Raw genomic sequence first — 21,156 nt, forward strand, 5'->3', positions numbered from 1 at the left:
AACGGATATAATCGAGAGTGTAAACTGAACTCTGTCTGAAATAAATTTAATCATTAATTTTATTCAGACAGAATCATGAGAAAAGGAGAACAAACGGAATTCGAGAAAAAGGTACTTGACCAGTTCATGTCGGGCAAGAACCTTTTCGGCAAGGGCGGCGCGTTCGCCCCCATGCTGAAGAACGTCATCGAGAAAGCGCTCGAAGCGGAGATGGAAGGCCATCTCGGCGAGGCCCAGCGTAACGTTGGGAACAAACGCAACGGCAAGGGCAAAAAGACCATCAAGAGCGGCTACGGCACCTTCGATATCGAAACGCCCCAGGACAGGCAGAGCAGTTTCGAGCCGGAACTGGTAAAAAAGCGACAGACCATCCTGGCGGACAACCTGTCCGATAAGATCATCGGGCTTTATGGCCTGGGCATGAGCTATCGCGACATCTCCTCGCATATAAAGGAAATGTACGACACCGATATCTCGCACACCGAGCTGAGCCAGATAACCGACAGGATCATACCCGACGTCAAGGCATGGCAGAACCGCCCCTTGGAACCGCTCTATTGTATAGTATGGCTCGATGCCATGCACTACAAGGTGAAGGTGGACGGGAAGATGGCCCACAAGGCACTTTATAACATCTTGGGCATCAACAAGGAAGGCCGAAAGGAAATATTGGGCATGTACATCTCCGAGAGCGAAGGGGCCAACTTTTGGCTGCAGGTGCTTACCGACCTGAACAACCGCGGCCTGAAGGATATCCTGATCGCCTGTACGGACAACCTCCGGGGATTTACCGATGCGATATTGGGCGTATTCCCCAAAGCGCAGGTACAGCTCTGCATCGTGCACCAGATAAGGAACTCGCTCAAATATATCGCCTCCAAGGACCAAAAGGAATTTATGCGCGACCTGAAACTTGTGTACCGGGCGTCGAGCAAAGAGGTCGCGGAAGACGAACTCCTGAACCTCGAAGTGAAATGGGGAAGCAAATATCCCGTGGTCATCGAGAGCTGGCAACGCAACTGGGAACAGCTATCGCAGTATTTCCAGTATACCGAACCTATAAGGAAGATCATCTATACCACAAATGCGGTGGAAGGCTTCCACCGACAGGTCCGAAAGGTGACCAAGACCAAGGGCGCGTTCACGAACGACATGGCCCTTATGAAACTGATATACCTGGCCACAAAGAACATTGAAAAGAAGTGGACCAGCCCATTGCATAATTGGAGCCTGACCGTTCAACAACTTTATATTAAATTTGGGGACCGAATACAGTTCGACCTGAGAACAGGGCCCAAAGAGAACGCCGCTGCCGCGGGGGCGCATTCCAAAACCCGTCGGATAAAAGATCCGACATGTTTTGAAATGGATGAAAAGTGAACCGGACAGAGTTTAAATTACACACCCTTCAATAAAAAAGACCAAGCTGAATCAGCCTGGTCTTGTCATATTCAGTTTAAGCCTATACATTCAAAATGAAAATCTTACGCTTTTCATTTTGAGGTGGTTATTTTGGAAAATGATTTATTCTCCTTTTGATTGAATTGTGCTCGCAACCGCTGCATGTCATCACTTACTTTTCGCTCTATAACTTTTGCATAAATTTGAGTCGTAGCTATTCTAGAATGCCCCAATAATTTTGAAACTGTCTCAATGGGCATACCATTACTCAGCGTTACCGTTGTTGCAAAAGTATGTCGAGCGATATGAAATGTGAGGTTCTTTTGAATACCACATACATCTGCTATTTCCTTTAAATAGGAATTTAGCTTTTGGTTAGTGATTTTAGGGAATATGGTGCCTTGTGAAATAGATTTTTTTATTGCTCTTATATTTTTCAACAATTTCAAGTGCTTTTGGTAATAATGGAACCCGAATGGGCTTAGTTGTCTTTTCTCGACGATAATATATCCAAAGTTCGCCATCTATTCCAATACATAGGTTTTCTCCGGTCAGGTTAATTACATCGATATAACTCAAACTCGTATAGCAACTAAAAACAAACAAATCCTTTACCAGCTGAAGTCTAGTTGTGGCAAAGGACTTTTCTTCTATTGCTTGAAGCTCTAACAAACTTAGGAAACCCCTTTCGTTCTTGATGAACTTAGACTTGAACTTGACGAAGGGGTCGCGATTAATCCAACCCAATTTGATGGACAAGTTTACCAACTTCCTAAATCGCTCAATATGCTTCATCACCGTATTATTCCCCATTCGTTGTTGATGATCCTCCGGGATATAACTTCTCAGGTACTTTTCAAACTGCGTTATGAAGTTATAATCCAGCTCTTTCAGATACATATCGGAGGTTTTATAAGATTTTAACAGGAATTTCGAAATGTAGCTTTGGGTAGTATAATAGTTCTTTTGGGTACCCCATTTCAATTTACCCTTCATATCCTCATTATGATAGGCGATAATGTCCAAAATGGAATGATTGTTTTCATCCTTTCCTAAGTATCGAGCTTTAATAGCCTGCGCGGTAATTAACTTGTTACCGGCCATCAAATCCCGATAAGAATTAAAAAGATGGTTATAGGTTTCGTCCAAATAGCTATTAAGTACTTTCGATTTTTGGCTAGTCCCTTTAGCTCGGTTTTTATGTACGTCCCAATCCGAGATCAAAACTTTTCGTTTTAAACTGATGACCGCCCGTTTGCCGTTTACCGTGATTCTAGCATAAAGTGATGCCCGATTGTCCTTGACTCTGGAAAAATCTGCCCAGAAAAGAATACTGAATGTTGAAGATGTCTTCATGATTTCGTCTTTTAGTTAACATTTATTTTGTTATCAGACGAAAGTCAAATCACTTATAAAGATACATTTATTTAGTCAACGCATTTGGAGTTTTAACAAATAGGTCAACACTTTTACAGTTTTAAATTTGTTGACCGATTTGTTGACTTTTCTATTGGGATTAAATGATATGTTTTGATATCCCTAAAAACAAAAGAACCTGATAATCATACGATTAACAGGTTTTTGCTATAGATTGATACTATAATTTGTCGGGGTGGCAGGATTCGAACCTGCGACCTCCTGCTCCCAAAGCAGGCGCGATAACCGGGCTACGCTACACCCCGAGGCTTGTGGCGGAGAGACCGGGATTCGAACCCGGGCGACGCTTGCGCGTCGACAGATTAGCAATCTGCTCCGTTACCACTCCGGCACCTCTCCATAATACATAAATGAACCTCCGCTCAAATGCGGTTGCAAATGTAAGCCTTTAATACACGAATTCACAAATTATTCCATTACTTTTTTAAGCTTACCGGCGAATGCATTTAGAGCCAAGGGACTACCGGTGTGAATAGGAATCCATTAGGCAATTGGTAGGCCGGGCCTTAGCTCTGTTTCAAAATTTTGACAGATGGGAACAGCATGTACCGACCTCCTACCCGATGTGCTCCAGTGACGCCTTTATTCGGGATACTCGACCCTCAAATGATAGATATTGGTCAGTTTTTGTTTCAATATTTTTTTTATCTGTTCAATCTCCTTAAAAGTAATGTTAGCGCTAACGAACTGATCGGCCGCCATTTGCCCAGCGATTATCTTATCCACAAACTCATCAATAACCAAATAGGTCGGGTTTTTCAGGCTTTTTGACGCCGCTTCGACGGAATCGGACATCATAAGAATGGCCGTTTCTTTTGAGAAAGGCAAGGGACCGGGATATCTGAAATCTTCCTCGTTGACCTCTTCATTCAATTCTTGCTGCTTTTTAAAGAAATAGTACACCAAAGTGGTGCCGTGATGCGAGCGTATAAAATCGATGACCCTGTCAGGAAGGTTGTTCTTTCGCGCTACCTCGATTCCTTTGATGACATGGTCTATGATAATCTTTGCACTTTCCTTCGGCGATAGTTCGTCGTGGGGGTTCACGTTTGTAATCTGATTTTCAGTAAAGTAGGAAGGGTGCAACATTTTACCGATATCATGGTAGAGCGCCCCTACCCTGACTAGCATAGCATTGGCCCCAATCTCGTTAGCGGCCGCTTCCGCGAGATTGGCCACCTGAAGGCTGTGGTGAAAGGTGCCGGGTGCTTTGTTCGAAAGTTCTTTTAGCAACTTGGAATTGGTGTCGGACAGTTCCAATAGCGAGACATCGGAAACGAGTCCGAATATCTTCTCATAGACGTAGATCAACGGCTGTACGAAAAGAGTAATCATCCCGTTCAGTAAAAACAGTCCCAAAACGAACCAGGCGATATTATCCAGATTCCCTTCGTGAATGGTGTGAAATGCCAAATATCCGATACCGTAAATGAGGGTAATCTGTCCCACGGTAATAAATAGATTGGCTCTTTTGTACAATTCGGAGACGGTCAAGATGGTCACGATTCCAGCAATAATCTGTAAAAAAATATATTCAAAACTGTTGGGCACCACAAAACCCAAGATCAAGACCGTAAGTACGTGCACCAAAAGCCCTAGACGGGCATCGAAGAACGTTTTTAAAATCAAGGGAAGAATACAAAGTGGCACTACAAAGACGTAACTTTCATCATATTTAACCACTAAAGTGGTGATGAATACCATCAGCAGAATATTGAAAAATATAAAAGTGACCTTGGTATTATGTTCGAAAATATCGGGACGGTATTTGTTCAAGAACAAGAACAACATCAATAAGACCAGAGCGACCAGTACGGTGTATCCGACTAAAATAAAATACGAATCGTGCGAATTCCATAATTCGGACTCGTATTCCGCTTTTAGGGAATTTAAAATTTTCAAGTTCTCGGCCTCCACGACCTCGCCTTTTGCCACTATTAGTTTTCCTTCGTCCACCGAACCCCTGGTCATGGAAATTTGCGAGAGCTCGTCTTCAAGGGCTTTTTCAGATACACTTCGTTCATACGAGACATTGGGTCTCGCAATGTCAAAAAATAACTGTTGAAAGCGTTCGTTAAAATCTTGCAGATCGTACTTCTCCAAAAATACCTTTACAACATTTTCCAGGTTCTGAATTCGAACTAGCTCTTTGAACCGGATCTGGCTGGCTTCATTATTTTTAATCAGGTTAACCTGTTGCCGGGATTGTTTGCCGTTCGTTTTTTCCAGAATCCCGATCTGGTAAAGACTGTCCAGAATTTCATTCCCCGCCTTGTCAAGGACGCCTAGACCACCGTCACTGAATTCTTCTTCCGGAAATACCTCAGGGAACCGCGATTCGTAATCGGCAAAGACAGCATTCTTTATCGAATCGTTGTACCGAAAGTATACGATACTGTTCCGCCTTATGGAATCTTGCTCCCTTGCAAGCTCTTGTCGACCTTTTTTCAAGGAAAAATCGAAAGGTGCATACAGGTTTTCATACTGCCATGGCTTTCCCTTTTGATACTCGTACTTGAATTTTCCACCTTTGGGAAAGAAAAAAACGATACACGCTACCGTGACCACATACAGGAAATATTTGTAAGCGAGGGATTGATTTCTAAAAACCCGGTCCAAGAATTTTTGCATGAAGACGATATCTAGGTCAAAAATAGAAAATATCCCATTGGTATCCACACATCCTGACCAGGGTTTTACCTAAGTCCAGACAGGAAGGAAAACGGATGAGGCAAAGTCGGGACGCTAAGGCCACCCTCCGAATGACAAATTATTTGCTAATTTTACATACAAAATGACAAGATATGAAAGAAGTGGTACTAGTTTCGGCGGCACGCACGCCAATAGGAAGTTTTATGGGGTCTTTATCTACCGTTCCCGCCCCAAGACTGGGTGCGGTGGCCATCAAGGGCGCTCTGGAAAAAATCGATCTGGACCCTAACTCTATCGAAGAGGTGCTGATGGGCAATGTAGTTCAGGCCGGCAATGGCCAAGCCCCCGCACGCCAAGCAGCCATCTTTGCGGGACTGCCCGATACGGTACCTTGTACCACCATCAACAAGGTGTGCGCCTCGGGCATGAAAGCGGTATTGCAGGCCGCTCAGTCCATTGCCTTGGGCGATATCGAGATTGCTGTCGCCGGCGGCATGGAGAACATGAGCCTTATTCCCCATTACGTACATATGCGAAGGGGACAAAAATTCGGACCGGCCACTTTGATAGATGGCATGCAGAAGGATGGCCTAGTAGATGTTTACGATGAAAACGCGATGGGCGTCTGCGCCGATGCATGTGCGACAGAGTATGAATTCAGTAGGAAAGATCAAGACGACTACGCCATTCAATCCTACACCCGTTCCGCGGAAGCGTGGGAAAAGGGGAGGTTCGACGAAGAGGTCGTTCCCGTTGAAGTGCCACAACGCCGCGGGGAGCCGGTACTTGTTAAAGAGGATGAGGAGTTCAAGAACGTTAAAATGGATAAGATTCCCGACCTTCGCCCTGCTTTCTCCAAAGACGGTACGGTAACCGCCGCCAATGCTTCCACTATCAATGACGGGGCAGCGGCCTTAGTGCTGATGAGCGCGGATAAGGCTAGAGAGCTGAATCTCGAACCCTTGGCGACCATCCGAAGTTATGCCGATGCCGCACAAGAACCGAAATGGTTCACCACGGCCCCTGCAAAGGCATTGCCCAAGGCTATCGCTAAAGCCGACCTTAGCATCGAGGACATTGATTATTTCGAATTCAATGAGGCTTTTGCCGTGGTCGGGCTGGCCAATATGAAGTTATTGGGACTTTCGGATCAAAATGTGAACGTCAACGGGGGCGCCGTATCCCTGGGCCATCCCCTGGGTTGTTCCGGAGCCCGAATTTTGGTCACCCTACTGAACATATTAGAACAGAACAATGCCAAGATAGGTGCAGCCGCCATCTGTAATGGAGGTGGCGGGGCCTCCGCCATGATACTGGAAAGAAAGTAGATGCCTCTCGCTATAGGCACCCGGATAAAATCACATTCGGTTACTACAAAAAAATCCCCGAGATGACCTCGGGGATTATTTATGGAAAGGGGGAAACTTACAGATTATTTGCTGCCGCCGTCTTCCAGTTGTTTTTTAATACGCATGAAGTTTTCATTGTCTCCCATGGCGCCATAGATATTCTTAAGTTGGGTTAGAATACCCTGGTTTTCGGGATTCGTTTTCAGCGCGTCTTCAAGAACGGTGGCTCCTTCCATGAAAAGATCATCTTTTTGCTGTTTGAGCTCATCGTATTTTTCAACATCTTCCTTTGAATTGCCCAACGCGTTCATGTCATCGATCAAGGCATTCCCTTCATTGACATAAGTGGTAGAAAGGTTGAGCTGGGCATTGGTATAACTCGGGTCTATTTCCAAAGTTTTCCTGTAAGCTTCCCGCGCAGCTTCTAGATTACCTTGCTCCATATTGATGACTCCGATGTTATACTGTAAATCGGGATTATCGGGCGCCATGGCGGTAGCTTCCGCCATGAGTTCCTTGAACTTCTCTTTATCGCCCATCTTGTAATAAAGATTGGCTTCGTTCAGAATAAGGTTTACATCGTCGGGATTGCTTTCCCTTGCTGTCTTATACGCTTCCAAGGCTTTATCGTCCTGCCCCAATTGGGTATATATCAATGCGGTATTTTTGACGATTTCCGCCTTTTTCGACGGGGACTTTTCATCCTGGGGGTCTTTGTACGTTCCGGATTTTACCATAAGGTCCCGTTGGGTCTGGTCCATCTCTTCTACCTCTCCGGTTTCTACATTGGTGGCTTTGTAAATGGTTCCGCTACCATCGTATCCGATATCCTGAAGCTCTTCGTAGTACTTGAGCGCCTGCTCGTAATGTCCACCGTTTACTGCACTGCTCGCAGCGTAGTAAAGATACGAGGTGTCTTGGGGACTGATTTTGTAGCTGGTGTAAAGCTTATCGGCGGCTTCCTTGAACTTTTGGTTACTGTTATCCTCTACCGCGGAATTCACTAGGTCGGCGGTCATGGCCATCAAGTTCTGCTTTGCATCGCCGCTATATTTATCCTTTCCACTCTTTTTCTCGATTTCAGAAACTTTCTTGAGGGATGAAACGGCTTTGTCAAAGGCGCTATCATCACCATCTTTGGCCAATTTCGCATAAGTTTTACCTTGAACCAGATAATACTCGGCCTGAAGTTTTTCATCTTCGTTGGCTATCGCAGCTTCAACACTTTGCAGCAGACTTTTCGCTTCTGCCGCGTTGCCGTCTTCCAGCGCGTCTTCGGCATTTCTTATTTCCTTTTTCTGTGCAAAACCGACCGTGGCGAAACACAGCATTGCAATTATTAAAAATTTAGTTTTCATTTTCGTGTACATTTAATTAAAGTTTAATCCCGAGGCGATGAACCTCCCGTATTCTGGGTGCAAAATACAATATTTATCGAAATACCTTAATGATATCGAACTATTCTTTGGCTTCATCGGTATCACCGGTATCCTCACTAGCACTACCTGTATCAAGGTCCGTGCCATCCCCCGTAGGTACAATCTCATCTTGGTCGACTTCTATATTCTTGACATCGACTTCATCGATTTCATCTTCGTCTTTCATCACTTTCGCGACGGCCGCGATGGAATCGCTGTCTTTAAGATTGATCAAACGCACTCCTTGGGTAGCCCGCCCCATGACGCGTAGGTCTTCGACGCCCATTCGTATGGCGATGCCCGATTTGTTGATAATCATTAGATCGTCGGAGTCGGAAACGTTTTTGATGGCGACCAGTCCACCTGTCTTATCGGTTATAGAAATGGTCTTGACGCCTTTACCGCCACGGTTCGTAACCCGATAGTCTTCGATACTCGAGCGTTTCCCGTATCCGTTTTCGGAAACGACCAAAATATCCTCTTCAAAATCATGGACGGATACCATCCCGATAACCTCATCGTTATCGTCCGCCAAGCGAATGCCTCGCACCCCGGATGCATTTCTTCCCATAGGACGGGTCTTGCTTTCTTCAAAACGGATTGCCTTGCCCGATTTCAGTCCCAGGAATATCTCACTGGCACCCGTGGTCAACTTGGCTTCCAAAAGTTCGTCGCCTTCCCGGATACCGATGGCATTGATGCCATTTTGACGGGGACGCGAGTACTGTTCCAAAGAGGTCTTCTTCACCGTACCTTTCTTGGTGGCCATTATCACAAAATGATTGTTGACGTATTCCTCATCCTTGAGGTCTTGGGTACAGATAAAGGCCTTGACATTGTCATCCTGTTCGATATTGATCAGGTTTTGTATCGCACGGCCCTTTGAAGTACGGCTGCCTTCGGGAATTTCGTAAACGCGCATCCAGAAACATTTTCCCTTTTGGGTAAAGAACAACATGTATTGGTGGTTGGTGCCCACAAACAGGTATTCCAGAAAATCTTCGTTCCGGGTCGAGGAAGCCTTTTGGCCTACCCCGCCCCTGTTTTGGGTCTTATATTCCGAAAGTGGGGTTCTTTTGATATATCCGGCGTGCGAGATGGTAATAACTACCTGCTCATCGGGAATCATATCCTCTATACTCAGGTCACCCCCGGCCAGATTGATCTCGGAACGACGTTCATCGCCGTATTTTTCTTTGATCTCTAAAAGCTCGTCCTTTATAATCTGCATCCGACGCTCTTTCTTGGCGAGAATGTCCTTCAGGTCGGCAATCCTCTCTACGATCTCATCGTATTCGGCCCGCAGTTTATCCTGTTCCAGTCCCGTCAGCTGGCGTAGGCGCATCTCTACGATGGCCCTCGCCTGAATCTCGGTCAATTCGAAACGCTCCATCAAGTTGCTGCGTGCCTCATCGGCGTTCGAAGATGCCCTAATGATGGCGATTACCTCGTCGATATTGTCCGATGCAATGATTAGTCCCTCTAGAATATGCGCCCGGTCCTCCGCTTTTTTAAGCTCGAATTTCGTACGGCGAACGACCACCTCGTGCCGATGATCCACAAAATAGCGGATCATATCCTTCACGTTCAACAGTTCTGGCCTACCGTTGACCAAGGCGATATTGTTCACGCTGAAAGAAGATTGCAGCGCGGTGTACTTATATAAGGTATTGAGCACGATATTGGGGATGGCATCGCGTTTCAAGAAATAAACGACCCGCATCCCGTTTCGGTCTGACTCGTCACGAATGCTCGATATGCCCTCTATCTTTTTCTCGTTGACCAGGTCGGCGGTCTTCTTGATCATATCGGCCTTGTTGACCTGATAGGGAATCTCGGTCACGATGATACATTCCCTGCCCTGCACCTCTTCGATAGTGGCCTTGGCCCTGATCTTGATCCGGCCGCGACCGGTGTGGAACGCCTCTTTAACGCCCCCGTAACCATATATAATTCCTCCTGTCGGAAAATCGGGCGCTTTGATGTGGGTCATCAGTTCATCGACCTCGATATCGTGGTTCTCGATGTACGCCACTGTGCCGTCCACCACTTCCGATAGGTTGTGGGGCGGCATATTGGTGGCCATGCCCACTGCGATACCCGATGCACCGTTTACCAAAAGATTGGGCACACGCGTCGGTAGCACCGTAGGCTCTTCTATCGAATCGTCGAAATTGAGCTGGTGGTCGACCGTATCCTTATCGATATCTGCCAACATTTCATCGGCAATTTTGCGCATTTTTGCCTCGGTGTACCGCATGGCAGCGGGACTATCACCGTCAACGGAACCGAAGTTTCCCTGACCGTCTATCAACATATAGCGCAAACTCCACTCCTGCGCCATCCGTACCATCGAATCGTAGACCGAGGTATCACCGTGCGGGTGGTACTTACCTAAAACCTCCCCTACGATACGCGCCGATTTCTTGTGGGAACCTGTCGAGCGCACCCCCAGATCGTGCATACCGTACAACACCCTTCGGTGTACCGGTTTCAAACCGTCCCGCACATCGGGCAGGGCACGTGACACAATGACCGACATCGAATAGTCGATGTAGGCCGACTTCATTTCATCATCGATATTGATCGGAATCAATTTATCCTCTTCCGCCATGTTTATATCCTAAAATAATTGGTTAAATAATCCATCTCAAAAAACACGCCAATATACTCAAAATAGTGGCCTTCACGGTAGGTTTCGACCACAATGTTCAACAATTTATCAACAGGTTTTGGGCATAACTTCTAAGGCCGATATATTACTGTGCGGCATCGCATTTCGCGCATTTTCCCGCATTTCACTTGCCATTGGCTAATAATAGGAACACTATTTGCGTTAGATTGATAGAGTTTTACTAATTTTATACGCGTACGGATGGATTTCCGGGAAGTTTGGGAAATTTATTTGGATGATGTACTAGATGAAAGGATAATTTTTATGGATGATAATTTCTCACCAAGGGTAAAGGATGTAATTGCGTACAGCAAAGAGGAGGCACTGCGTCTCGGGCACGATTTTATCGGCACCGAGCATTTGATGCTGGGCCTCTTGCGGGACGGCAATGGAAAGGCGATCAGTATTTTGGATGCCCTCGAGGTTGATCTTGACCATTTGAGACGAAAGGTAGAGATCCTGAGTCCCTCAAATCCCAATCCCAATACGATTCAAAAAGACAAAAAGAACCTTCACTTGACAAGGCAGGCCGAGCGGGCACTGAAGACCACCTTTTTAGAGGCCAAACTTTTTCAGAGCTCCTCTATAAACACGGCACATCTGCTGCTCTGTATCCTGCGCAACGAGAACGATCCCACGACCAAGTTGCTGCATAAGCTGAAAGTGGATTATGACGGTGTCAAGGAACAATTCAAATTTATGATAACGAGCGACGACAATATAATCGATTCCCCGACTGCGGAGTCCTTTCCCAGCGAGAGCGACGATAGCGGCAGCAAGGATGGCGGCTTCGGTTCGACCGCGGGACAAAAAGGAAACAAGAAATCAAAGACCCCCGTTCTCGACAACTTCGGACGCGACCTCACCAGAATGGCCGAGGAAAATCGCCTGGATCCGGTCGTTGGACGCGAAAAGGAGATTGAACGCGTCTCCCAGATTTTAAGCCGAAGAAAAAAGAACAATCCGCTTCTGATAGGCGAACCCGGCGTGGGCAAAAGTGCCATTGCCGAGGGACTTGCCCTGCGGATTATCAACAAAAAGGTATCCCGCATCCTTTATAATAAAAGGGTCGTCACCTTGGATCTCGCATCCTTGGTCGCCGGCACCAAATACCGGGGCCAGTTCGAAGAGCGGATGAAAGCCGTGATGAACGAGCTGGAAAAGAACGACGACGTCATCCTCTTTATCGACGAGATACATACCATCGTCGGTGCGGGCGGGGCTACGGGAAGCCTTGATGCCTCCAACATGTTCAAGCCGGCACTGGCCCGGGGCGAAATCCAATGTATCGGGGCAACTACGTTGGACGAGTACCGACAGTATATCGAAAAGGACGGGGCCCTCGAGCGACGTTTCCAAAAGGTCATCGTCGAGCCCACTACGGTCGAGGAAACCATCGAGATCCTGCAAAATATCAAGGGAAAATATGAAGACCACCATAATGTGAGCTATACCGAGGAGGCCATCGTCGCCTGCGTCAAATTGACAAACCGGTATATGACGGACCGTTTTCTGCCCGACAAGGCCATTGATGCCCTTGATGAGGCCGGGTCCCGGGTACATATCGTCAATATGGATGTGCCCAAACAGATCTTGGAACTGGAGAAAAAACTCGAGGATGTCCGGGAACTGAAAAATTCCGTGGTCAAGAAGCAGAAATACGAAGAGGCGGCGAAACTGCGGGACGACGAAAAACGGCTCGAAAAAGACTTGGCATCCGCTCAAGAACAATGGGAAGAAGAGAGCAAACAGCATAAGGAAACCGTTGATGAAGAAAACGTCGCCGACGTGGTCTCGATGATGAGCGGTATTCCGGTGAACCGAATCGCACAGACGGAGAGCAATAAACTGGCCGAGCTGCCCAGCCTGATCAAGGCCAACGTTATCGGACAGGACGAGGCGGTCGCCAAAGTGGCCAAGGCCATTCAAAGAAACCGAGCGGGACTCAAAGACCCCAACAAACCCATTGGATCTTTTATTTTCCTGGGACAGACCGGAGTCGGTAAGACCCAGTTGGCCAAGATACTGGCGAAGGAACTTTTCGATTCCGAAGATGCCCTGATCCGCATCGATATGAGCGAGTACATGGAAAAATTCGCCATCTCGCGCTTGGTCGGAGCACCTCCGGGATACGTGGGCTATGAAGAAGGTGGCCAACTGACCGAAAAGGTCCGTCGTAAGCCGTATTCCGTCATCCTGTTGGACGAGGTCGAGAAGGCGCATCCCGATGTATTCAACATGCTTTTACAGGTACTTGACGATGGATATCTGACCGACAGCCTGGGAAGAAAAATCGATTTCCGAAACTCGATCATTATTATGACCTCGAACATCGGGGCCCGTAAGCTGAAGGATTTCGGACAAGGTGTCGGCTTCGGTACCGCTGCGATGAAGGCCCAAGAAGACAGCCATCAGAAAACCGTAATCGAGGGTGCGCTTAAAAAAGCCTTTGCTCCCGAGTTCTTGAACCGTATCGATGACGTGGTAGTGTTCAATTCCCTTGAACGGGAACACATCCACAAAATTATCGACATCGAGCTGCACAAATTGTTCGCCAGGATCAAGGACATAGGCTACGACCTACAGCTTTCAGAGAAGGCGAAGGATTATATTGCCGATAAGGGCTTCGACAAGCAGTACGGGGCGCGGCCGCTCAAGAGGGCCATCCAGAAATATATCGAGGATGCCCTGGCCGAGGAAATCGTGAACTCCAAACTGCAGGAAGGCGATACCATTACGATGGACCTCGATGATAAAGAAGAGGAACTGACCATCCACATCGAAAAGGCCGAGGAATCTTCTAAAACGGAGTAAACCTTGCTTTGAACATTCAAGGTCACGGTCTGCGGATTAGGATTGAAAATGCTGGGGTTGGCGGTGTGTCGCGTACTTCGTAGAATTTTGACAAGGGAATCATTGATTTGATTCCCTTTTTTTGTGTCCGGCTGTGAGGCAATTTGGGAAATAGAAATAAAAAAGCGGGACGAAAGGCGTTACAAACGATATTTTGACCTTTAATCTAGTATTTTATCCCAATAATTGGCATACACCTACTTTCGTCGCGGAGCATGAGAACACTATAATCTATATAAAATGAAATTGGAGCGGCCCAAGAAAACGATTATCATCAGGGAATATGAGCTAGAAATCGGAAAGATACAGGTGTACGATGATTATATGGTATCAGTATTTGAAGAAGACGCAACCCTGACCCTGGAAAGGGCCTATCAGATCATCGGTATCTCCGAGATTCATTTTCGGAACAAGAACTTCGGGTTCATCAGTCTCAGAAAGAACTCATACGCCGTTGACCCCACCATTTACGGCTATTTCCGCCAGATGACGAATTTAAAAGCTTTCGCTATCGTTTCCATCAAGGAAATCGACATGCACAACTTCAACATCGAAAAACTCTTCTATAATAAACCGATGAAGTTCTTCATCGAGTACGATAACGCCCTGGCCTGGGTCCGGAGGCGGGTCAAAGCGAAATAACCAACTATGCTTTCATCCATACGGGAGTGGTATCCGATTTATGCTCGCCCCCGATAATGTCTCTATACAGTTCGGGCCTTCTCGCATTTTTATATCTCCAGCCCCCGGAAAGCTGAATTTTCTCTTTGCTGATTTTGGCGACGGTAATAGCATCGTCGAACGATTTTATTTCGGAAAGCACCTCTCCGTACGGGTCGATAATCATCGAGTTGCCATTTTTTAAATGCTCTCCATCATACCCGATCGGATTGGTGAACGCGTAATACACGCCGTTGTCATAGGCACGGGCCGGCAGCCAGCGCATCAACCAGCGCCTTCCTTTTGGTCCGTCGAATTCCATGCGCAGGGAAACGGGATCGTTTTCACGGTTCTGCCAGAATTTGTCCGGCACATAGTCCCGGTGCGGCATGGCAGACGGGGTACAGCCGGTAACGTGGGGCGCGAAAATCAACTCTGCACCGAGAAGGCTTGTCGCGCGTACATTCTCGATGACGTTGTTGTCGTAACAGATTAGGATACCGCACTTCCAACCCAGTAGGTCGAAAACACAATATTCGTTCCCGGGGGACATGTATTCGCTGATAAAAGGATGCAGTTTGCGATGTTTTCCCACTACCCCCTCTCCCGTTACGCAGATATAGGTATTGTATATTTTACCCTCCGACTTTTCGATCAGGCCCGCCAAGATCGGAATATCCAGTTCCTTTGAGATTTCAATCAATTCCCGCGTACTTTCCCCATCCGGCACCGTCTCCGCTATTTCCGAAATCTGCCCCAAGCTTAAGTCTTTAGCGAAGGTGTAGGCGGTAACCGACATTTCGTGAAAACTGATAACGTCCGCGCCCTTTGATTTAGCTTCTTGGGCCAGCTTGCGAATTACCGATATGTTATAGGCTTTATCCCCGTCTTTGGGCTGAAATTGTGCTACTGCTAGGTGCATGGTATGAATTAGTTTTATTTAATGTCAGAAGGTCATTAGACACATCATAATAGTTTCGATAACGGGGATTAGGCAATGACTACTGCCCTTAAGGTTGTTTTTATCGGTCGAAAATATATTCTCTTACACGACAATCAAAAATCTTGTGGCATAAAAAGTGATTAAAAAACAAATACTGATTATGCTCAAGTTAGCTAATGCTCGAATAGTCCATAATTTATCCGAAAAATCATGTATATAGAATTTACTTATCAAAACCACAAATCCCATAAGCAGAAACCAAATCGTAAAGAAAAATGATAGTTTACCCCGAAATACCATAGTCACCGCATCGTGTATCATTCCGCAGAACATGAACGTGAACATCAAGGAGATTCCAATGGGAAAAATTCTTTTCAGGGGTTTAAAAATGAACTTTCCCAGATAGTATCCGAAAATAGGATTCCAATAATTCCAAAATGTAGAAAAATTTTTTGCGCCCAAGGAGCGGTAGAGATTGTTTCCTAATGATTTTGAACTCCCAATAGGCACACCATTTCTTTTCTGTATATATTCAGGTAATGTCATTCGAGGTTAGTTATCAAGTTTCCTGATCTTTTCGGAGAAGGCTACAACTATCAAATCATATAATTTTAATTTAATTCTGCTTTCTCATTCAGGTATATGGTTCCTAGATAAATCGCCTTGACCTCGCCAATCCGTTCTTAGATGGCAGCAATCAGGTGTTAGATTTTCCCAATACGTTTCTTGGGTAGCTTCACTATACCATCAAAGATAGTAGTTTTGAATTGGCTGTAAAATTCCGAATGCTGTTAGGTGGAAAGGTCAATGAATCGAATAATAACCTATAATATATATTATTTTGTTTGATTTGGCTGACATTCATAAAAAATCCCGATTTTCATCGCATTAAATTATTAATTTAGGTGAGGGTGTAAACCTCACCTATAAATGCTTTAGGAAATGGACGAGACCGAAAAACTTCATATGGCAACAAAAGAAATCGAAATTTTGAATACTGCTATTGCGCGACAGGAAGAAATTGGTTTGAAAATCAGGGGTTGGTGTATAACGCTATTTTCAGCTATAACGGTGGCGTATCTCTCCGATGGGTTCATTGATCTTTCGGTCGGCAATTATTTAATAATAGTTCTAATTTCGACATTTTTATTCTATTTGATCGAAAGCTCTCATCGTCTCAGTGAAGCAAGAGCCATTAAAAGATCATCAAGCGTAGAACAAATTATAAGGACAGATGTTATGACTTATGACGGTCCACTTATATCTCAATCATTAACGTCCAATCCCAAGCAAGTACTTTTTGAGGTATTAACCAATTTTAGGATATTTCCAACCTATATTGCTATGATAGTCATTGCCATTTTGATTTTTTTATTTTCCAAAGGCATTTGTTTTTGTGAAGGTTAGGTTGTAGCTCAGTTCTTTGTTACCCTTTGTGATTTCCCGGTAAGCTGATAATGATTGACGAGGACCGATGCGGAAATCTGTAATATCCGTTCGAGTTCCCTTATCATATCAACGGTCAATCTTTTTTTTCTGTTCAGTATTTGGGAAACGCGGCTCTTACCTCCGATTATGCCCACTAGATCTTTTTGACGCATATTGAGTTCCTCCATTCGGATCTTTATGGCCTCTATCGGGTCCGGAGCCTCTATCGGGTAATTCTCGTTCTCGTAGCTTTCGATCAACAATGATAGGATTTCCGCTTCATCTCCTTCTTCAGTGTCGATCGGTGCGTCAAAAATTGCCTCGAGACGTTCAAGTCCTTGACGGTAGTCTTTTTCGGATTTAATTGGTTTCAGTTCCATAATTGTTCATTTAAATTGTATCCGCAACACGGGCTCGGGGTCTTTCAAGTTTCATCTTAGAGCTATTTTTCCTAGGCTCTTCGCAGGTCCGCTTCTGCGGGCCAGCCCGTATTGCGTTTATTCGTTGTTGCCATCAGTGTTTTCCGACCGAGTGTTACAGTGTGATTGGGTTTCCTTCGTTTTTTTTCCTACGATAGAGTGAAAATTTCAGCGCATTTTATTTTACAGTTTCAATTTATGTTTGAAATCCGCTTTTCTCCTATACCACAGAGTGCAAATTCGTTCTTTTATCTCAAATCCAATTTAGTAAGAATTCCGGCTCAATAGTTTTTGAGCTCCATTTTTGTTAAATATCCAATTTGGTCTGTAAGTACACTCCGTGAAAATTATAGTTCCATTTGCCTTCTAACAAGTATTCAAATATTACCTGATTTCTGTTTTTCGCTAAAGACTCCGTTTGCTGGATTTTGAAGGTCAAAATTTCAGTGATGAACGCACTAATAGTCGTTTATCAACACCAGAAGAAAGTTTATTTTTATTTCTTATCGGAAATCATGCAGCCTTTCCATTGATTATCTTTTAATGAAATTATCAGAAATCCAAAATCATCGGACTTACAGGAGCCTTTGCCGCTCGAACTAGATAGTGTTTTGATATTTCCTGATTCATCCCGGGAATATTCTATTTCAATCTTTTCGTCAAAACTGCGTAAAATTTCAATACGTGATTTAATTTCCTCATCATCCATGTTCCTGTTTATTCGAATAATTAGGTCGAGTTCCGAACTTGCTATCTCATGGTACGTATTGATTTCATTATTTTGTGTCTCATCAGGTTGTCCGAACAAGCCTTGGAAACTGATCAATAATATGATTGGCATTATAATTTTCGATATTTGTTTCATTATTTCGAATTCAGATTGGTTAAATAATGTGATGATTTTCAACAACATTGATTGCAACGTGTTCGAATAAGCGCCGTTCGGGCTCGGGGCCTTTCGGGGTCCGATCTACCGATATTTTTCCTAAAAGCTTTGCAGGTCCGGCCATGCTGGCCTGGCCGTATTGCGTTTATTTGTTGTTGACAGTAGTAATTTACGCTATGGCCAAATCGTCTTTGTTAAGTTTCAATTTGGGATTGTCGAGTTCCTTGATGGCGGTCATGATTTTTGTCCTATCGGATTGCGGTAAAAAGGTAGGAACCAGATCGGTCAGGTCAACTTTCAAAAGACGGTTTATAAGTATCAGATCTTTCAATGAAAAGGGACTTACCCCGTTCATAAGTTCCGAAATATATGATTTGTTTCGATGCCCAAGAATTTTTCCGAAGTCCTGTTGCGTGAGGTCCAGGTTCTTCAATTTTTTTCTAATAAGCTCTTTTCTTCTTTGGATGAACAGTCTTTCTTTTTCTGCGATCGTTTCGGCCAAGTCGCTTTCTCGAAGTTTTTTGTTCGAAATTTTTAAGGAGGCGCTCCAATTCTTGTTTTCATATTCTTCTATCAAGTCCCTCAACTTTTTTCGAACGGATCTGAATTTTGGATGCTCCTTTGATAGGACGCGTAGTTTTCTGTCGGCAATCATGGCTCTCTCAAAATCGAATTCGTTCTTGATTTCTCCGGCTTCTATCAGTTCCGATATGTCAAATTGTGTCTGCATAATGTTTTTGTTAAATCCAATCGTTCGACATTAACCACTTTTTAATCGTGTTTCTATTGTTTTTGAAAACCGATTCGTATTCCTGATGTGTTCCTGTCCAGACAATGGTTGCCTCGCTGTCGCCGAATTCGACCAAGATCATGGTTCTGTGTATGTTGATGTTGAAAAAGTAGAATCCGTCGCTATGGACGTTGTCCGCATCGGGCCTTGTTTTGTTCAGTTCGGCCTGGTTTTTCCAGTCGTTCTTTTCAATGTCGGCTATCAGCTTATCGACGGCATTGGTAAGTGGAACGTTGCCCCGGTTCTTTCTTTTTAACTTTTCAAGTATTTTTTTGCCGGTCAGTCTCATTTAGAAATGTAAAAATACAAAAAAGTTCGGAATATTACCGAACTAAAAAGGTTGTTTATTATTACTGTCAACTCGTTATATCACAATAAATCTAATGCTTTATCCACTAATATTTCCGGATAACATGATGTTTATTACTTTTCATATCAGCCAAATTTGCCTTCCGCCCCATTCAAACCCGCAAAGCCTTCAACGCAGCGTTAGGCAAAATCGCATGTCGAAAAACACAATTGACAACAGCCTTAAAAAAAACACGGCATCCCTTGAAACTGCCCCTACTCCTCGTCTGCAAGGACATCGTCATCAACAGCGAATAAATCCAAAAAAGCCTCTCCGATGCCTTCGATGAGCTTCGAGGCGGTCAAGGTCTGATATCCAGTGTCCTCAACCATGGTGTCCCCCGCTTCCCCATGCATGTAGACGCCGAAAATGGCGGCTTGTAACGGGGGGTAGCCTTGGGCGATAAGACCGGTGACCATACCGGTGAGTACATCGCCGGTGCCGCCGGTGGCCATTCCGGGATTGCCGGTGGTGTTTACATAGCCTTTTCCATCGTAGATGGTGAGGGTGTTCGAGCCTTTGATGACCAGCACACAATCGTATTTTTGGGAGAAGGACTTCGCCATTTCCAATTTCTGGAAATCGCCGTCCCATTTTCCGATGAGGCGTTCGAGCTCTTTGGGATGCGGGGTCAGGACGGACCTAGGTGGTAGCTTGTCCAAAAACTCCTCGTTCTCGGAGAGTATGTTCAGGGCATCGGCATCGATGACCAGAGGAGTCTTGTTTACATCCAAAAATTGACCGAGGGCATTGACGGTTTTTGTATCCTTTCCCATCCCGATCCCCAGCCCGATGACGGTGGGCTCGATATCGAAATCTATTTTTGATATGTGCTTTTCAGCAGCATCCGTAATCACCATGGCCTCTGGCAGGTTGGTCTGAAGGGGAGTATAGCCGCATTGTGGGACATAGGCGGTGACGAGACCGCTTCCCGTATGCAGACAGGCTTTGGCGGCCAAATGTACGGCGCCGATCTTGCCGTAGCTTCCGCCAATAATCAAACTGTGACCATAGGTGCCTTTATGGGAATATTTCTTTCGGGGTTCGTAAAACGCCAGTACTTCATTTTTCCCGATGAGTTCATAATCCGTTTCGGCGGTGGAGAGAAATTCTTGGTCCAGTCCGATATCCAACACTTCCCAATTTTCGGTGAAAATGCCCGTTTTCGGAAGGAAAAAAACCAGTTTCGGCACCTGAAAGGTCAAGGTATGGTTCGCCTTGACCACGGCTTTTTTATCCGAGGGAACCCTATCGGTAAAGAGGCCCGAGGGAATATCCACGGACAATGTAAATGCTCGCGAACGGTGCAGATGTTCGAACAAAGCTACCACCCAATCGTCGGGCGGACGGTTCAGTCCCAATCCGAAAATCGCATCGACGATGATATCGTCCTTTGAAATCGTAGGTAGGGCATCGCCTTCCTCCAAAACATCGGGGGTTACCTCGCGCTTCTTCAAGCGCTCCAGATTTGTCGAAAAATCGTCGGAGCGTTTCTCACTATAACGGACCACATACACGGCGATATTGTAGCCTTCTTCCTTTAACTGCCGCGCCAAGACCAGCCCATCACCGCCATTGTTTCCAATTCCGCAGAACAGATGGATCTTGACCGGGTTGCCCTGCAGTCGCAGGTGCAGCCATTCGAACAAACGGGTCGCGGCGCGTTCCATAAGGACGTCGCTGGTGATATTCTGTTTTTTTATAGTGGTTTTATCGGCGGCATAAATTTGCTCGGCGGCGAATATTTTCATGTCAGTTCTAATTTTATTCTTGTCTTGGTGTTCCTTCCTTTGTTGGAATTTCTGGTTTCCCACAACAACAAACACAAAAAATTTGATTACAAACCTAAAAATACTACATTTGAAGCGTTCGAAAAATTATGCAACATCTCCTCACC

Annotated in this window: 15 protein-coding genes, 2 tRNA genes and 1 pseudogene; 5 read left to right on the plus strand and 13 right to left on the minus strand. The window is 45.3% G+C overall.

What is annotated here, in order from left to right; genetic code table 11:
- Positions 1 to 75: 75 nt before the first annotated feature.
- Positions 76 to 1,272, plus strand: a pseudogene (locus RQM65_RS00585) (IS256 family transposase); the annotation flags it as partial.
- A 221-nt stretch (positions 1,273 to 1,493) separates the two neighbouring features.
- On the opposite strand, the gene RQM65_RS00590 reads toward RQM65_RS00585, so the two are convergent.
- The 5 genes from RQM65_RS00590 to RQM65_RS00610 all read right to left on the minus strand — a co-directional run bounded on the left by RQM65_RS00590 (position 1,494) and on the right by RQM65_RS00610 (position 5,469).
- Positions 1,494 to 1,841, minus strand: coding sequence for a site-specific integrase (locus tag RQM65_RS00590; RefSeq protein WP_314011968.1), 348 nt, complete (start codon positions 1,839 to 1,841; stop codon positions 1,494 to 1,496).
- Positions 1,786 to 2,757: a site-specific integrase gene (locus tag RQM65_RS00595; protein ID WP_314011969.1), complete on the minus strand. Its 972-nt coding sequence runs from the start codon at positions 2,755 to 2,757 to the stop codon at positions 1,786 to 1,788. The genes RQM65_RS00590 and RQM65_RS00595 overlap by 56 nt, the downstream gene beginning before the upstream one ends.
- 251 nt (positions 2,758 to 3,008) lie before the next feature.
- Positions 3,009 to 3,083 (minus strand) — tRNA-Pro (locus tag RQM65_RS00600).
- A 7-nt stretch (positions 3,084 to 3,090) separates the two neighbouring features.
- Positions 3,091 to 3,177: transfer RNA gene (locus RQM65_RS00605), tRNA-Ser, on the minus strand.
- 243 nt (positions 3,178 to 3,420) lie between these two features.
- The gene (locus RQM65_RS00610; RefSeq protein ID WP_314011971.1) at positions 3,421 to 5,469 is read right to left on the minus strand and encodes an HD family phosphohydrolase; all 2,049 of its coding nucleotides are present in this window, start codon (positions 5,467 to 5,469) and stop codon (positions 3,421 to 3,423) included.
- Between the two features lie 173 nt (positions 5,470 to 5,642).
- Between RQM65_RS00610 and RQM65_RS00615 the strand changes: the two genes are divergently transcribed.
- Complete coding sequence (locus tag RQM65_RS00615) at positions 5,643 to 6,818, plus strand: acetyl-CoA C-acyltransferase (RefSeq protein WP_314011973.1); 1,176 nt, start codon at positions 5,643 to 5,645, stop codon at positions 6,816 to 6,818.
- Positions 6,819 to 6,922: 104 nt separating this feature from the next.
- Here the strand turns inward: RQM65_RS00615 and RQM65_RS00620 are convergent, their stop codons facing one another.
- Together RQM65_RS00620 and gyrA are read right to left on the minus strand one after the other, a co-directional pair.
- Complete coding sequence (locus RQM65_RS00620; protein ID WP_314011975.1) at positions 6,923 to 8,197, minus strand: tetratricopeptide repeat protein; 1,275 nt, start codon at positions 8,195 to 8,197, stop codon at positions 6,923 to 6,925.
- A gap of 100 nt (positions 8,198 to 8,297) precedes the next feature.
- The gene (gene gyrA, locus RQM65_RS00625; RefSeq protein WP_314011977.1) at positions 8,298 to 10,871 is read right to left on the minus strand and encodes a DNA gyrase subunit A; all 2,574 of its coding nucleotides are present in this window, start codon (positions 10,869 to 10,871) and stop codon (positions 8,298 to 8,300) included.
- Between the two features lie 324 nt (positions 10,872 to 11,195).
- Here gyrA and RQM65_RS00630 point away from each other — a divergent pair, with 324 nt between their 5' ends.
- The gene (locus tag RQM65_RS00630) at positions 11,196 to 13,745 is read left to right on the plus strand and encodes an ATP-dependent Clp protease ATP-binding subunit (RefSeq protein ID WP_314011979.1); all 2,550 of its coding nucleotides are present in this window, start codon (positions 11,196 to 11,198) and stop codon (positions 13,743 to 13,745) included.
- A gap of 279 nt (positions 13,746 to 14,024) precedes the next feature.
- Positions 14,025 to 14,426, plus strand: a complete 402-nt coding sequence (locus tag RQM65_RS00635; RefSeq protein WP_314011981.1) for an STAS/SEC14 domain-containing protein — start codon at positions 14,025 to 14,027, stop codon at positions 14,424 to 14,426.
- A 4-nt stretch (positions 14,427 to 14,430) separates the two neighbouring features.
- Here RQM65_RS00635 and RQM65_RS00640 read toward each other — a convergent pair whose 3' ends face one another.
- Positions 14,431 to 15,366, minus strand: coding sequence for a nitrilase family protein (locus tag RQM65_RS00640; protein WP_314011983.1), 936 nt, complete (start codon positions 15,364 to 15,366; stop codon positions 14,431 to 14,433).
- A gap of 987 nt (positions 15,367 to 16,353) precedes the next feature.
- Here RQM65_RS00640 and RQM65_RS00645 point away from each other — a divergent pair.
- Positions 16,354 to 16,794 carry a hypothetical protein gene (locus RQM65_RS00645; protein WP_314011984.1) on the plus strand — a complete coding sequence of 147 codons (441 nt, stop codon included), beginning with the start codon at positions 16,354 to 16,356 and terminating at the stop codon, positions 16,792 to 16,794.
- Between the two features lie 8 nt (positions 16,795 to 16,802).
- Here RQM65_RS00645 and RQM65_RS00650 read toward each other — a convergent pair whose 3' ends face one another.
- The 5 genes from RQM65_RS00650 to RQM65_RS00670 form a co-directional block, all read right to left on the minus strand.
- Positions 16,803 to 17,195: a helix-turn-helix domain-containing protein gene (locus RQM65_RS00650; protein WP_314011986.1), complete on the minus strand. Its 393-nt coding sequence runs from the start codon at positions 17,193 to 17,195 to the stop codon at positions 16,803 to 16,805.
- Positions 17,196 to 17,730: 535 nt separating this feature from the next.
- Entirely contained in the window at positions 17,731 to 18,075 is a 345-nt protein-coding gene (locus tag RQM65_RS00655) for a hypothetical protein (protein WP_314011988.1), read from the minus strand.
- Positions 18,076 to 18,289: 214 nt separating this feature from the next.
- Positions 18,290 to 18,850: a helix-turn-helix domain-containing protein gene (locus RQM65_RS00660; RefSeq protein ID WP_314011990.1), complete on the minus strand. Its 561-nt coding sequence runs from the start codon at positions 18,848 to 18,850 to the stop codon at positions 18,290 to 18,292.
- Positions 18,851 to 18,860: 10 nt separating this feature from the next.
- Positions 18,861 to 19,199: a type II toxin-antitoxin system HigB family toxin gene (locus tag RQM65_RS00665; protein ID WP_314011992.1), complete on the minus strand. Its 339-nt coding sequence runs from the start codon at positions 19,197 to 19,199 to the stop codon at positions 18,861 to 18,863.
- 275 nt (positions 19,200 to 19,474) lie between these two features.
- Positions 19,475 to 21,010, minus strand: a complete 1,536-nt coding sequence (locus tag RQM65_RS00670) for an NAD(P)H-hydrate dehydratase (protein ID WP_314011993.1) — start codon at positions 21,008 to 21,010, stop codon at positions 19,475 to 19,477.
- Positions 21,011 to 21,156 lie beyond the last annotated feature (146 nt).

This window comes from Pricia mediterranea, from assembly GCF_032248455.1.
Lineage (GTDB): Bacteria > Bacteroidota > Bacteroidia > Flavobacteriales > Flavobacteriaceae > Pricia > Pricia mediterranea.

Coding starts and splice junctions, on each gene's coding strand:
- RQM65_RS00635 (WP_314011981.1), top strand. CDS start 14,025: ATGAAATTGGAGCGGCCCAAGAAAACGATTATCATCAGGGAATATGAG.
- gyrA (WP_314011977.1), bottom strand. CDS start 10,871: ATGGCGGAAGAGGATAAATTGATTCCGATCAATATCGATGATGAAATG.
- RQM65_RS00655 (WP_314011988.1), bottom strand. CDS start 18,075: ATGCCAATCATATTATTGATCAGTTTCCAAGGCTTGTTCGGACAACCT.
- RQM65_RS00645 (WP_314011984.1), top strand. CDS start 16,354: ATGGCAACAAAAGAAATCGAAATTTTGAATACTGCTATTGCGCGACAG.
- RQM65_RS00620 (WP_314011975.1), bottom strand. CDS start 8,197: ATGAAAACTAAATTTTTAATAATTGCAATGCTGTGTTTCGCCACGGTC.
- RQM65_RS00665 (WP_314011992.1), bottom strand. CDS start 19,199: ATGAGACTGACCGGCAAAAAAATACTTGAAAAGTTAAAAAGAAAGAAC.
- RQM65_RS00670 (WP_314011993.1), bottom strand. CDS start 21,010: ATGAAAATATTCGCCGCCGAGCAAATTTATGCCGCCGATAAAACCACT.
- RQM65_RS00615 (WP_314011973.1), top strand. CDS start 5,643: ATGAAAGAAGTGGTACTAGTTTCGGCGGCACGCACGCCAATAGGAAGT.
- RQM65_RS00660 (WP_314011990.1), bottom strand. CDS start 18,850: ATGCAGACACAATTTGACATATCGGAACTGATAGAAGCCGGAGAAATC.
- RQM65_RS00650 (WP_314011986.1), bottom strand. CDS start 17,195: ATGGAACTGAAACCAATTAAATCCGAAAAAGACTACCGTCAAGGACTT.
- RQM65_RS00630 (WP_314011979.1), top strand. CDS start 11,196: ATGGATGATAATTTCTCACCAAGGGTAAAGGATGTAATTGCGTACAGC.
- RQM65_RS00640 (WP_314011983.1), bottom strand. CDS start 15,366: ATGCACCTAGCAGTAGCACAATTTCAGCCCAAAGACGGGGATAAAGCC.
- RQM65_RS00610 (WP_314011971.1), bottom strand. CDS start 5,469: ATGCAAAAATTCTTGGACCGGGTTTTTAGAAATCAATCCCTCGCTTAC.
- RQM65_RS00595 (WP_314011969.1), bottom strand. CDS start 2,757: ATGAAGACATCTTCAACATTCAGTATTCTTTTCTGGGCAGATTTTTCC.